General features: G+C 55.4%; 17 protein-coding genes and 1 tRNA gene. 5 read left to right on the forward strand and 13 right to left on the reverse strand.

Annotated features, from left to right (window positions below):
- From ASD46_RS01305 to ASD46_RS26915, 6 genes are all read right to left on the reverse strand, one after another.
- Positions 1-1,230, reverse strand: a complete 1,230-nt coding sequence (locus ASD46_RS01305; protein ID WP_025593788.1) for a phage portal protein — start codon at positions 1,228-1,230, stop codon at positions 1-3.
- Between the two features lie 24 nt (positions 1,231-1,254).
- On the reverse strand, positions 1,255-2,898 hold the full coding sequence (locus ASD46_RS01310; RefSeq protein WP_060641813.1) for a terminase large subunit: 1,644 nt from the start codon (positions 2,896-2,898) through the stop codon (positions 1,255-1,257).
- 12 nt (positions 2,899-2,910) lie between these two features.
- Positions 2,911-3,366 carry a hypothetical protein gene (locus ASD46_RS01315; RefSeq protein WP_060641814.1) on the reverse strand — a complete coding sequence of 152 codons (456 nt, stop codon included), beginning with the start codon at positions 3,364-3,366 and terminating at the stop codon, positions 2,911-2,913.
- A 127-nt stretch (positions 3,367-3,493) separates the two neighbouring features.
- Entirely contained in the window at positions 3,494-3,817 is a 324-nt protein-coding gene (locus ASD46_RS01320) for a hypothetical protein (RefSeq protein ID WP_060641815.1), read from the reverse strand.
- Positions 3,817-4,134, reverse strand: a complete 318-nt coding sequence (locus ASD46_RS01325; RefSeq protein ID WP_060641816.1) for an HNH endonuclease — start codon at positions 4,132-4,134, stop codon at positions 3,817-3,819. The genes ASD46_RS01320 and ASD46_RS01325 overlap by 1 nt, the downstream gene beginning before the upstream one ends.
- Positions 4,135-4,427: 293 nt before the next feature.
- Positions 4,428-4,604 (reverse strand): hypothetical protein, encoded by a 177-nt coding sequence (locus ASD46_RS26915; RefSeq protein ID WP_156389978.1) that lies wholly within the window; start codon positions 4,602-4,604, stop codon positions 4,428-4,430.
- Positions 4,605-4,769: 165 nt separating this feature from the next.
- Here ASD46_RS26915 and ASD46_RS27400 point away from each other — a divergent pair, with 165 nt between their 5' ends.
- Positions 4,770-4,931, forward strand: a complete 162-nt coding sequence (locus ASD46_RS27400) for a hypothetical protein (protein ID WP_173996751.1) — start codon at positions 4,770-4,772, stop codon at positions 4,929-4,931.
- A gap of 116 nt (positions 4,932-5,047) precedes the next feature.
- Here ASD46_RS27400 and ASD46_RS01335 read toward each other — a convergent pair.
- The 4 genes from ASD46_RS01335 to ASD46_RS27410 form a co-directional block, all read right to left on the reverse strand.
- Positions 5,048-5,124, reverse strand: a tRNA-Met gene (locus ASD46_RS01335).
- 205 nt (positions 5,125-5,329) lie between these two features.
- Positions 5,330-6,562 carry a hypothetical protein gene (locus ASD46_RS01340; protein ID WP_060641818.1) on the reverse strand — a complete coding sequence of 411 codons (1,233 nt, stop codon included), beginning with the start codon at positions 6,560-6,562 and terminating at the stop codon, positions 5,330-5,332.
- Positions 6,559-6,999, reverse strand: coding sequence for a hypothetical protein (locus tag ASD46_RS27405; protein WP_200951515.1), 441 nt, complete (start codon positions 6,997-6,999; stop codon positions 6,559-6,561). Before ASD46_RS27405 ends, ASD46_RS01340 begins: the two co-directional genes overlap by 4 nt.
- A 204-nt stretch (positions 7,000-7,203) precedes the next feature.
- A complete protein-coding gene (locus ASD46_RS27410; RefSeq protein WP_200951516.1) occupies positions 7,204-7,368 on the reverse strand; it encodes a hypothetical protein in 165 nt (54 codons plus the stop codon).
- Positions 7,369-7,475: 107 nt separating this feature from the next.
- On the opposite strand from ASD46_RS27410, the gene ASD46_RS27570 reads away from it, so the two are divergent.
- The 3 genes from ASD46_RS27570 to ASD46_RS01360 all read left to right on the forward strand — a co-directional run bounded on the left by ASD46_RS27570 (position 7,476) and on the right by ASD46_RS01360 (position 9,877).
- The gene (locus ASD46_RS27570) at positions 7,476-7,670 is read left to right on the forward strand and encodes a hypothetical protein (RefSeq protein WP_156389979.1); all 195 of its coding nucleotides are present in this window, start codon (positions 7,476-7,478) and stop codon (positions 7,668-7,670) included.
- A gap of 357 nt (positions 7,671-8,027) precedes the next feature.
- On the forward strand, positions 8,028-9,128 hold the full coding sequence (locus ASD46_RS01355; RefSeq protein ID WP_060641820.1) for a ParA family protein: 1,101 nt from the start codon (positions 8,028-8,030) through the stop codon (positions 9,126-9,128).
- Positions 9,125-9,877, forward strand: a complete 753-nt coding sequence (locus ASD46_RS01360) for a RelA/SpoT domain-containing protein (RefSeq protein WP_323455092.1) — start codon at positions 9,125-9,127, stop codon at positions 9,875-9,877. Before ASD46_RS01355 ends, ASD46_RS01360 begins: the two co-directional genes overlap by 4 nt.
- A gap of 118 nt (positions 9,878-9,995) precedes the next feature.
- Here ASD46_RS01360 and ASD46_RS01365 read toward each other — a convergent pair whose 3' ends face one another.
- A complete protein-coding gene (locus tag ASD46_RS01365) occupies positions 9,996-10,151 on the reverse strand; it encodes a hypothetical protein (RefSeq protein WP_323455093.1) in 156 nt (51 codons plus the stop codon).
- 67 nt (positions 10,152-10,218) lie between these two features.
- On the opposite strand from ASD46_RS01365, the gene ASD46_RS01370 reads away from it, so the two are divergent.
- Entirely contained in the window at positions 10,219-11,127 is a 909-nt protein-coding gene (locus tag ASD46_RS01370) for a hypothetical protein (RefSeq protein ID WP_162248376.1), read from the forward strand.
- Here ASD46_RS01370 and ASD46_RS01375 read toward each other — a convergent pair whose 3' ends face one another.
- Both ASD46_RS01375 and ASD46_RS01380 read right to left on the reverse strand, forming a co-directional pair.
- Positions 11,128-11,424 carry a hypothetical protein gene (locus ASD46_RS01375; RefSeq protein WP_060641822.1) on the reverse strand — a complete coding sequence of 99 codons (297 nt, stop codon included), beginning with the start codon at positions 11,422-11,424 and terminating at the stop codon, positions 11,128-11,130.
- Positions 11,421-12,230: a hypothetical protein gene (locus ASD46_RS01380; protein WP_060641823.1), complete on the reverse strand. Its 810-nt coding sequence runs from the start codon at positions 12,228-12,230 to the stop codon at positions 11,421-11,423. The genes ASD46_RS01375 and ASD46_RS01380 overlap by 4 nt, the downstream gene beginning before the upstream one ends.
- Between the last annotated feature and the right edge of the window lie 21 nt (positions 12,231-12,251).

Below are 12,251 nucleotides of genomic sequence, written 5' to 3' on the forward strand. Positions count from 1 at the left end.
TTATGCAGCGCGCGCTGCTGGCGTTGGCGCCGGAGTTTCGGTCTTCCCAAGCGTATCGAGGCGCGTCATGGTGCCGTTAACGATGGCCTTGTTGCCGCCGTCCACTGGCGCCTTGTCTTCGTAAGAGCGAGCCTCATCGACGAGGTAGATGCCGTTCGTGACCATCTTCGACAGGAATTCTGCCCGCGCCGTGCTGTCGCCGCGCAAGAGTTCTTCCATGTTGAACTTCACCTTCGTGGTCTTCCTCGTCTTCGCGTCGAGCAAGTCACGATAAATTGCCGCTTCGATGCGCTTGAGCATCGGCCGCATGCAAGTTTTGGTGAATTGGAGGATCAGCTGCTCGATGCCGCTTCCCCAGGTCGTGGTGCCGTTTGCCGCGTGACCAATCATCACGGGAGGAACGCCGAAAATGCGGCAGATCTGCTCGACGCTGTACTGCCTCGCCTCAAGGAATTGAGCATCCTTTGGGTTGATCGACATCGGGTACGGCTTGAAGCCAGCCTCCAATACCGTCACCCCACCAGCCTTCTCGGCACCGGCGAATTGCGTCAGCGTGTCGGATATCTGCTTGCGCTGCTCAGGCTTCAGGATCTGATCCGAGCTAACGATGAGCGAAGAAAGCAGGCCGTTCTTGAACATGCGACCGGCGACCTTCTCGCCTGCCAATGCACTCCCAACCGTATTGCGCACCACGCCGATCGGCGACATGCCGCGATCACAGCCAGGCAAACGGACGCCGCGGACGTGAAACATCTTGCCTTCTGGCACTCGGCGCTTTTTGCCGTCTTCCGTCACCTCGTAGTAGCGCGTGTTCCGCCCATCTTTGGAGCGACACACATCCACGTTCAAAGGGTGAAGCGGATTGAGTGCAACGAGGCGCTCGCCGTTCATCTTCTTTTCGGCGAAGAAATTGCCGTCTAGCAGCAAGCACATAGCCGCCATCGACCAAAACTCTGGCGCAGTGTCGTCCATGTTCGGCATGTCGTGCAGAAGCTCGTATAGCGGAGCGTTCTTGTCGACCGTGACGCCGTCCTCGCCATAGACGATGCAAGGAAGCGTTCCGGCCGCGTTCTGCACTAAGTTGACGCATGCCCAGACCGCATCGAGCGAAAGGGCGCTCTCAATCGTGACTGTCTCCCCGGACGTGGTGCCGAGGCCGAAGAAGCCTCGCCAGAACTCGCCGTCGGTGAGCTTGATAGGCCTTCCGACCCATCTCTCAAAAAAGCCCATCAGGCCTCACCACTAGGTTGCCCGTCACCAGGTGACAGAAATGATATTGTTGACGAAGTCGTCCAAGTCGCCGCTATCGCCGACCTCGTAGGTTCCGGCCATCGCCGTTGCCATTGCCAAGGCGACTGCGCCGTCGATGCGGCGTTCGCGGTTATGTTTGACGAGCTTTCGATTGCCAGCAGGATCCGCTTTGACGGTGGCATTCATCATGCACATCGTCAGTACCGGATGGTCGCCGTGAGCGAGGTTGCCGTTGAGGATGATGCTTTCGAGCTCGCGGAGAGCCGGCGACATCGACTGGAAGCCCTGCCCAAACGGCTGGAATACAGCATCGTCGCCTTCAAGTTGATCGTCAGTAAAGCCTGCCTTCTGCAGCCATGGCTTCAGGTGCCTGAAATTCCAGCGGTCGAACGCGATCTTGCGGATATCCATCTCGTCGAAGCGGTCGCGCAGGTAATGCGCGACGAACTCGTAGTCGACGGTTCTACCGGGGGCGGCTTCGAGATGGCCATCCTTGTGCCAGACATCGTAAGGCACGCGGTCGGCCTTTGCCTTTGCGCGTATCCCGTCTCCCGGCAGCCAGAACGTCGGCTTTACGTGCCAGGTGGTCTTTCCGTCCTGCTCTTTCGGCGCCATGAGCACCAGAGCAGTCAAGTCGCTCACCTCAGAAAGATCGAGCCCACCAAACACAGGGAGACCATCAAAGTCCACAACTCGAGCGTTACACGCTCGCCAAATAGCCGGAGACACAAACGGTGCATTGGCATCGATCCTTTGGTTGAGATGGAGCCAACGGAAGCTGGCCTCCTCAGTCGGCATACGTGCCGCGCGCTCAGCGTCGTCGCGAACCGATGAAACGGACTTGAACTTGCCAAGCGCAGGATTTGCCGCCTTCCACGCTTCTTCGTCGAGGACGTCGCAATCAGCCGGAGCCGTGTAGAGGTGCGAAACCGTTCGTGGTGCTTTTGATGTCTCGGCATCGTCCAGCCATCGCGAGAAAAGGTCGCCGTCAGTCGCTGCCTGCGTCGAGATAGCGAAGATCATCGCCTTGTCGCCGTAGGCGCCTTGCGATGTCACGATCGCTTCAACGAAGTCGTCGTGCGGGCCTTTGATCTGGCCGACTTCATCGAGGATGGCGACCAGTGGCGAACCACCGTGCGCGCTCTTGGCTTCCGCCGAACTGGCGCGGTAGACGACGTTCTTGCGCAAGCCGACAATCATCTTGCCGGACGGTACGATGCGATACAGCCCCTTCAGGCGCGGCGACATCATCAGCATCTTGCTGGCGTAGTTAAAGACTTCAGCAGCCTGGTCGCGGGATCGCGCGCCGGACATGATACGGCTGTTCGGAAACGCCTCTGGGCCAATCACGTGGCCGAGCAAGAGACAGGCAATGGTAGCCGTCTTGGAGTTCTTACGCGCGATCGACAGATACGCTCGCGACGTGCCGTTCGGATTGTCATAGACCGACAGGATGAAGGCCACCTGGAAGTCCAGCAGCCTGATAGGCTGCCCGACCAGCGCGCCCTCTGGCACGACCAGATATTCTTCGATGAAGCGGCACATCTTCTCGCCGCGGGTTAGCTCCGACGTCGGCAGTCCGCGCCAGTCGCGCAGAACCGGGATCGGGCCGCACTTGATGGCGCCGACCACGGCCTCAGAAAGCATTCACAACCTCGATTAGGCTAGGAGTTCGTCATCCACGCTCGCGCCTGCCTCGATCTCCTTGGCTTGGTCTCGCCGCTTGGCCGCGTCCCTCGCCTCGCCTTGTACGGCGCGCGCATGCAGCGCCAGTGATCGGCGAAACGAAAGGATGGAAGAAGCGTGCATCTGGACTACGGATTTGCGCGGGTTAGCTACCGGCGTGCCTTTTTCGGTAACGGCGACCGAACCCTCTGTGCGAAGCAGGTCCTGCTCCCTCACAAGGTCGGCCATCGTGCGAGCGAGCATCGCGGCGATCTCAAGCTGGTGCGCCGACCAATCGGCGCGGGCGTATTCGGCAATGACGTTTTTGAAAAATGGGACGTCGCCGTCGTCCAGCGGCACGTTCTCGGGAAACTGGATCTCCTCAGAAGCCGCCGAAGCTATCCTGACGGCCTCGTCAACGCTGTCGACGCGGCTTTTCTTCTCAGACATGCGGAATCCCCTCGCGCACGCGCGCTTGCGCGCACGCTAGGCAAAAATCTGTGTTTGCATATGCGTTGCGTTACCCCGGCGGTCCTTGGCCGAGGCGATCGTCGACTTTGCTACCACCCCCGGTGGGTTAGGCAGCCGCCTTCATGTCGAGAAACTGATAGTTGATGCGATCGACGAGACACTCGACGCGGCGTACAAGGTGGAGATCATGGGCCAACCACCAGAAGGCATGGTCAACGAACGTCCGCATACGCAACCCTTGAAGGCGATCAGCATCATGCTGGCGGGCTACGCTGATAACCCTGCAGCGCTTCACCATGTCATTACCGCGCAGGTCATAGATCATGTGCTCGACGTACCGGACCATGGCTGCGTTATGGACCACAACGCATGCGCCATCGTTGGGCAGAGCCATCACCATGGCCTTAGTCTTGCCAGTGCCACGCATCATCAGCCCACCTCCACCGGATATCCATCAACACCAATGACCACGGCCTGTTGGCCTCGCTCGATGCGAGCCTTCAGCTTGTCGTGGCATGGAGCGCAAAGTGATTGCAGGTTGCTTTGGTCGTAGAACAAAGCCTCGTCGCCCTTGTGCGGCTTGACGTGGTCACACGTCGTTGCCTCGGTGACATCCTCAATGGCAAGGCAGAACCGGCATAGCGGCTCGGCGGTAAGCTGGGCCTCGCGTAGGCGCTGCCATCTGGCTGTCTTGTACATGCGACGGTAGAGAGCGGCTTCGGCTGAGCGGCCGTAGGGTTTGGGCATTGCGCTACACCCTTATGGTGTGCATTCTTGCCCCACCGGTATTGGGAACCAATGGGGGACGGGATGAGCAGGTTCACAGAGGAAGAGATTGCCGCAGAACTGAATCGGCGCCGCAATGCGATCGAAAACCGAGACGCGGAGCACCTTGAAAACGAGCTCAGGGCTGAACGCATTGGATGCGACACCATCTGCTTGAGCTGCGGTACGCCGGTTAAGTCCTACTTGGTTACCGATCCCGAAAATCCACTCTGCGACACATGCATGGACTACTGATCGCTCTTGCTCGATGGTAGTCAGGGGGTGGACTTTTTAAGCAGCTCAACAGCCTGAGCAATTGCCAATGCCGCTTGTGCCTGATTGAGCGCACGCTCAGTGCAGCCGTTATCCGCAGACCGCTTGGCCCAGCCAATCAGCGTGAAAGCATGACGCTCTGAAGCAAGGACATATGCATCGCGCTCTTTGGCTTCCATAATACTTCCCCGAACTCCTATTGGCCTTCACTCCGTTCATCACGTCTCCCGATATGGACGCCATCGTGGTTGCGCAGTGCAACCCAACTACCTACATACAGGACAGTGACCGACAGCCTGCAATATGCGGCTCAAGTAGCGTCGGCCATCTCAAGGAGAAAAACCATGGCACAACCGCAAGGCGCTTCGGCGTCCGAACAGCCTTATGACGCCAAGATTCTGGCAAAAAAGCACCGCATCTCAGTAGATGAAGCAGAGAAGATCATCTCTGAATACGGCTCTGACCGCAAAGCATCTGACAAAGCTGCTCGTCGTATCGCAGCGTAGCACCGCAGCGTATCGACAGCCGAAGCAATCAAGAAAAACAAAAGCGGCCCGCTCAACCTTGGAAAGGGAACGGGCCGCACGATCACCATGCAAGCGGAGGAGAACGCGCATGGGATTGGTTGCGGAGGTGAGATTTGAACTCACGGCCTTCAGGTTATGAGCCTGACGAGCTACCAGACTGCTCTACTCCACGATAAAGGATCCCGACCAGCAACCACGCGTCCGTGGTGCACGCCTGTCAATTCAGGGCCAAGCTTGCAAGCAGAGGATTGGGTCGGCCATAGTTAGCCCCGGCTCATCTCTGGCCGAGGCTCTGTCGCAATCTTTGTGCGTCCAGAACAGCTTGGAGCCTTTCGACCCCTTCACTGTTAAAGGTGGATGAGTGGAATTTTTCTTCCCTATCCCTCCGCTGCGTACATCGCCAATTCCAACGCGCGCTCGAAATTGTCGTTGGCAGCCCTTAGAAGTGAACGTCCGGCATCCACCGCATGGCGTCCCTTGTAGCCTCGAGCCTCCCCAAGTTGAGCCAGGCTCTTTGCTTCAACGGCGTCGGCAAGGATCCTGACGTCGCTATCGAGCATGCTCTCGAGCGCGATTTCGAATTGTCGCTTGTTCTCGCTCTCGACCGCGATATCCTCCCACGCCTGCGATCCCGTCTCGCCATTCTTGCCCTTGCGGCCGGCAATGAAGAGCTGACGCAACGCGGTAGGGCCAAATGGAAAACCATCGGGGCATTTCTTGATCTCGGGCATTACCGGCGTGTTTTCGATCGCCTTCGCAAGCATTGCACGCGCTTCCGCCTTAGAAATGGCGACGCGCACTTTCGAGCGCGTCTTCCGCTTCGGCTGCCTGGCCGTCTTTCCTTTTACCATCCATCGGTAGTGTGAATTGCTGCCCGTCTCGTCGATCTCTGCGCCCTTATCGCGAGCTGATTTCTCGTTGCATCCCAACATAGCGCCGACTGGCATTCTGATCTCAGTGTCGACCGCCTCCCCTAGCACGAGCTTCTGGCCCTTTTCTTTTTGGCTGCCGTCACTGAAACGCAGCGAGCCGATCCGGACGATGCATTTGTGCCGCTTGCCTTCATTATCCACGTACGAACCGTATTCGACCAATCCACCGACTGGTATCGCGTGAATTTCCCTTTTGCCTTTCGCGCTAAGCATCGACGGCTCTGGACGCTCGCGCACCTCGATTTTCTCTACCGATTCCATGATCAACTGTATGCTCGGCTCATACTGCACCTCGCGCTCATTGCCGAAGCCATCTTCTGTCGGCACATTGTCATTGGTGGGCACAATTGACCAGTTGGTTGCCAGCGCGCTGAAGCCCTTCATCCTGACGCCACTGCCCTCAGCAGCGCCTGTTGGCCTGTTTCGGAATGCCAGCAGGCCGTTCATGGCGCCTAGATCTCTATGTCGTGGGGCTTCTGTCTTTGGCTTCTTTCCGAAGATCTCGCTGTCATTCGCTGGCGCTGTCTTGCGCCATTTTTCCACTGCGGCGCGGTGCGCGGCTGTTGTGCGGTATGACGGTGTGGCAGATGATGGCGCCTCGTCCCTGCGCTTGAATAGCACCCCTGGGAGCATCGGTGAAACGTAATAGCCTGCGGGTGGGGTGATCGTCGTTTTCATTTACGTCCCTCTCGCTGTTCGTATTTGCTGAGCGCTGCTTGACCCTTATCGCTCGGCACCAGGTAGAATTGGTCGTCACTGCCCTTGCGCCATGCCAACATTCCGCGGGACTTCAAAATCAATTCCGTCCTGTCGTTGATGCGCTTATGCACCGAGCTGCGCCCGCGATGAAGAAAATCAGCTTGTGAAGGCGTTAGCCTTAGCTCTTGCGCTGGCCAGATAAATTTGGTCGCAGGCGTTTCTGGCGGTCTCCGATTATCATTCGCTGAAGCAAGGGAGCCCGCATCCATAACATGCGGCCGCATTGCGGCTAGGTCATTTAGCCTTTCAAAGGCTGCCCGCTCATTTCGGGGTAGTACCTTGTCGTGCGCCATCGAAGGAGCCTGCCCCTTGCCGGGAAAAGGCCCACCAATATTCTCGACACGAAGTCTGATCATAACGCCTCCATATTTGGTTGGATGCGCTCCATACAGAGCCTTAGGATATAATGTTCTGGGTCGGCTTCTGTGATCCACGTCCATAAAGTGCGCCACAGCGTGAACCACACACCTACTTTCCGAGAACGCATCGAAAACGGGTAGTCGATTTGTGAAATATTTTTTGGCCAAAAGAAAAGACCGGCTGAACGCCGGCCTTTTTCACTAGTGCTTTTCGTCGTCCCGGTTCGGGCACCGCTTCATGAACTTGTCTATTTTTAACCGGTCGCCTCGAAAGTGTTCAAGCACCTCCACTGCCACGTGCAGACTTACGGAATATTTCTGCTGTAGCTGCTCGACGGTGTACGGCTGCATTTCGTTCTCTGGCATGTGCATTCTCCTCATCTGCGAAAATGCGACTGGCCTTATTCGAGTTCCATCTCGCCGGCGGGAACATCTCCTCGCGTTCATGGTTCGCCTTGCGAAAGGAGACCATCATGCGAGACCTGAATAAGAATACCGTGGGCAAGCCCGATGATCCGAAGGCCACACGTGGCTCAACGTGGCGACCAAGAGCCAAGGATGAGGACATAATCACGAACAATGACGAAGGTGCTCCGCCTGTGCCGGTTGGCCAGCCTGGCGACCGTGAGCAAGGCACCGACAGTGACCGGCCCGTTCGAGGGCAGTAGGTTGCATCCCAACCGCCCATCTGCCGACCGCACGTTGCCCAGATAAATCATCTTGAGAACCGTGCGCGCGGCACACCGCCCTGCACGGTTGCACGTGTAGGGGTATATATAAATATATACCCTACTAAACGTGCACCAACCGGGCAGCGCTGTGCGGGTGTCTCCGCCCGTATGTGCACAGTTACTGCACGGATAGAAAATGCGCTATCGGGGCGAACTTTTAGTTGAATATTAATTCGGAATTGGTTGTGTGTTTTTGCTGGGTAGGAATAAGTCGGGTGGAGATTACCTCAGATTACCCTGTTCATTCTAACCGACGGGCTTTCCCGGTTTATTGGATTTTTTAGGGCTGAAGTAATGACACCAGACATAGTGACGATCTTTAACAACAAAGGTGGGGTCGGCAAAACGACGCTCACATTCCATCTTGCACACGCGCTGGGAGAACTGGGAAAAAAGGTTCTGCTTATTGATTTGGACCCTCAATGTAATCTGACGATTTTCTCGCTGGATATGGATTTTATTCACGATATCTGGTCGGCCGAAGACGATTACATCGAAGACTTCGCAGCGGCACGAAAGAAGGCTCAGACCGAAGATTTTTCTGACATGCTTGCCAAGCCACGTTCGATACATTTTGACCTCAAACCGACAGAAGACGGCACGGCTGAACTCGATACGCTGCCTCCACCGGTAGCTCTTACGAACAATGTACACTTGATCCCTGGGAGGCTCACGTTACACCTTTATGAAGCGAAAATCGGCGAACGATGGAGCGGAATTTATCAAGGCGACCCTCTTGCCATCAGGACGGCGACTCGTGTCCGGGAAATGGCGCACCAGTACGCTTCCCTTCACGGTTACGATCTTGTGATTTTTGATACGTCGCCAAGCCTCGGAGCCTTGAACCGCCACCTTCTGACCTTGGCAGACGGGTTCCTCATTCCCTGTTCACCTGACCTGTTCTCCGTCTACGGCATACGCAATATTGGCAGCGCCTTAGATCTTTGGAGAAAGCAGTTCGATACGATTTTTCAGCTTCTTTCGGACGCGAAACGCAAGCAATTCCCTGAAAAATTTGTCAAACTCATCGGGTACACAATCTACAACGCAAAGAGATACACTGGGCTAGGCAACGACCTCGATTTAGCGACCGCTCACTATCATTATGCCCAACAAATCCCAAAGACGATAGCGAAGTTCATTGCGGCCGAGAATGCGCTCCCCTTTTCAGAAATTCTTACCGGGTCAATCGGGGGAAAAGCAGTAATACATAGTCACAACACGTTCCCAAGTATGTCCCAAAAATATCATGCACCAATGTGGAGGCTTCCCGCGATGGAATTGCAAAGCGATGACAGTAGTACGATCGGCGGTAATCGTAAAAAATACGAAGAAACCCAGACGTCTTACCACGCATTTGCGAAAGACTTCCTACAGAGGGTAAATGAGCTGTGACTGGACCTTTAGAGACCGACGATACGGGTATTTTAGTTCCTGACAGCCTTCCGGCTGCCGGCGCCCCTGTTGCATCCGCGCCGCCTACGGACGTAGAAATAGAAGAGATTTTGGACGCTTACAACGCTATCAGTCATGATCTCAGTCTTTTCATGTATGTGGTAGAACGGCACATTGGCGAAAATCCGAAACTCTCTGCGAGTGGATACAGAATGGTCCATTCATACAAAAGCCGCCTTAAAGACAAAGAACATTTGAGAGAAAAAATCAAACGGAAGGCGACAGAAGGAAAAAATATCACCGTCGAGGACTTCCATCTTAAAGTCACGGACTTAGCCGGTGTTAGAATCCTTCATTTGTTTCAAGAGGACTTCCGGTACATCGATGAGGTGATCAGGAAAAAGGTTCAAGACGGGGACTGGTTTCTCGACGAACGTCCAAAAGCGTACACTTGGGACCCCGAAGCGGCCGATTTTTTCAAAAATTTCGATTTGGATGTTTCTCAAAAACCTACTTCCTACACGAGCATCCATTATCTCGTCAGGCCTCGTACTGACTCTAAGCTGTGCTGTGAAATTCAAGTCAGGACGCTCTTTGAGGAGATTTGGGGAGAGGTTGATCATCAGATCAACTATCCGATCCCCACGGACCAAGTTTCTCTTAGAGAACAGATTAAGGTGCTTTCGAAAATCGTCGGCGCCGGCAGCCGTTTGCTAGATTCTTTGAAGCGGGTTCAGCAGGCTGGGTAGTGCATATGCCACTGCAAAAACGCCCAGTCCATGTTCGGAGCAACAAAAAAGGCCGGCGCATCTCTGCACCGACCTTCCTTTTGCTTCTCTGCGCCGCCAGTACATCTGTGGTCGACGACTAACCCGCCCTCACAAACACCGCCAGCTCCCGCCGCACTGGATCGCGCTCCTCCCGCTCGACAAGCGCTCCTTCACGCATCAGCGCACTCACAAGGCTGGACGCGCGCTTGCGATGCACGTTGTCGTCCAAATCCAGCCCCACAGCGTACGCCACAGCGCTTCCGACCCAGTTCTTGGCCTTCGGTGACTTCTTGTAGTCAGATGCGCTCACGGCTGCCAGAATGGACGCACGCTGGTCGGGCAGCGAGCCGTGCTCAGCCGGCAATTTGGTTGTGGGTGGCGGGCTGGCTCCCGTTAAAGCCTTCGTAGAAACATGGTATCAACCCTGGGTTAACACGGAGCCTGATTTCATGCGCGGCCTAGATGACATGACAAAGAGGGGATCGGATCTCAAAAACCTAGCAAGGCTAGGATCTCCACTGGAATACAGTATGGCGTACTCTGGATGGGTTTCGGTAGTTGGAGAGTGGGTCTCTGAAATGTTTCCGGACAGCGGCTTGAGATCGGATTGGGCCTCATTGCCTTCTTCGGATTTAGGAACATTAATCGATAAGCCAACTCCGTTCGCCCGCGGACTGGCAGAGATGCACATCGATCAACGACTTAGATGGCTCGCAAACCTGCCATCAATTGTTGCGCTGAGGCGACTGTCTACGCCAGAGATGGTTAGCGAAAACAGCTTGCAAGCAGGTCGCAAGGAATTGAAGCTTGCATTGACGTCGAGAGCGTACGTTGATCCTGCTAGGATACAAGACTTACAGAACGCCGCCAGTCCGAATTTTGACTTGAGCAAGCTTGTCAGGCTCTGCCAAGAGATCAATCTCGCGTTTGCAACGGAGTCGTATTTCGCGATGGCCATGTTGACGCGCGCCATTATCGACCATGTCCCTCCCATTTTTGGCATGAAGTCTTTCGCTGAAGTCGCCAATAACTACGCGTCCTCGACTTCAGTTAAGAAAGAACTAAAGAACCTTGAAACGACTTTGAGAAATATAGCTGATTTGCATTTGCACTCGCACATCCGCCGCAAAGAAGCGCTTCCCACTATTACGCAAGTCGACGTTTCAAATTCGCTCGACTTACTGTTGAGTGAGATAGTGGTGGCGCTACATAATCAGGAGAACCAGTGACTAACCGTGCAGATTGCTGTCCTCAACTTTTTTAGCGTCACACTGCTCGCACCGCCAAGAATGCTTGGCACCTGTGAAGCGCTGTCCATATTCGTTGCAGATGCACATGTAGTGACCCGGGGCAAAGCCCTTGATGTTGTCGTTGGCGGCACGGAGGCCGGCGCTTTCGTCTGCTAGCCTTCGAAGCTTATTCACCAGTTCGGACTTCTCTTCGTGGAAGCGAAACGGATCTCTGTGGCCCGGCGCCAACCGCTCGAGGCGATTGGCTATCGCGTTGATGCGGGCAAAATATTTCATGCGCCCTCCAAAGGAAGGAAGTCGTCACTGGCCGTAAGCAGAAGAGTCTTGCCTACCACGTCGTCTGGCTCATTGATCTGGTCGATGCCAAGGGCGGTTGCCAGCCTTTCTAGCCTTTTCATGCCGCGTTCCTGCATCGCTTGATCTTCGTCACTTTGGACGCACACGGCATATTGCTCCCTGGCGCCATCGTCAGCTTGAAGCTCCATTTGAAGCCAGTCGGATCCTTCGTCTTCGTCGTGCTCAATGTGGCTCGATACAATGGTCATCACGCGGTCTTCAGACGCACGGGCCGGGGCGGCCGCCAGGCCCGACCCCGTGCCCGCTGCGGATATATTTACTTTGTCTCTGGCTGTAGCCGAGACAAGTAAATGAGTTTGCTCCTGCGGCTGTAGGACACTAACAGATTTAGCGTCCTGTGACCGTAGGACGATCTCGTCCTGTGGCTGTAGGACGCTTGATTTTGTTTCGTCCTGTGACGGTAGGACGCTAGTAGCGTCCGGCGATTGTAGGACGCTAAAATTCGGATGATATTCTGTGGGGCGTTTACCGGAACCCATGACGCGAGTGAAATATCCCCACGCAACAAGATCCTCTGTTGCGTTTGCGACGCTGCCCCTTGTCAGGCCGGTAGCCTGCTGCAAGAAGCTAACACTTGCGCGCGCGTTGCCGTGCTTTTGGTAATAGCGCTTCAGAATGTGGCGCGCGGTCTTGATGTGGATAAGCCGCACGCGCTCATCGTCGATGATGGCTCCTAAGAGTTCTAAGCGATCGACAGGACCGCCAACGTGATCAGACCTGCTCATATTTTGCCATCCATGCGTCAT

The sequence above is a fragment of the Rhizobium sp. Root491 genome (assembly GCF_001427205.1).
GTDB classification, from domain to species: Bacteria; Pseudomonadota; Alphaproteobacteria; order Rhizobiales; family Rhizobiaceae; genus Agrobacterium; species Agrobacterium tumefaciens.